At 50.4% G+C, this 270-nt stretch carries 1 protein-coding gene; it reads left to right on the top strand.

Annotation, left to right across the window (positions count from 1 at the left end):
* On the top strand, positions 1 to 270 hold a 270-nt coding region (locus AAEY75_RS15240; RefSeq protein ID WP_502944431.1), incomplete at both ends, for a DNA-processing protein DprA.

Genomic DNA, 270 nt, shown 5'->3' with positions numbered 1-270 from the left:
CCTCAGAGCAGGGCAAGCAAGTCTTTGCGATTCCCAGTCATATTGATAATAGCAATGCTGAGGGCTGCCACCATCTGATACGTGAAGGCGCGACGTTGATTTATCATCCTCAGCAAGTCATTGAGGACGTCAATGGTCAGCTGGCTTATGGCAATAATGGCTATCGACCAACAGCACAGACGACCAACTCAAACCATAAGCCCTCGACTAACGGTCAGTCTGCTAATGCTGCAGAGACAGATTCTGTGCCAGCGGTGAGCCAACCGATAC

Origin of the sequence: Psychrobacter sp. TB55-MNA-CIBAN-0194, from assembly GCF_040309505.1 — a bacterium.
Classification (GTDB): Bacteria; Pseudomonadota; Gammaproteobacteria; order Pseudomonadales; family Moraxellaceae; genus Psychrobacter; species Psychrobacter fozii.
The sequence above is the reverse complement of the archived record's forward strand: the minus strand, read 5'-3'. Positions and strand labels throughout refer to the sequence as shown.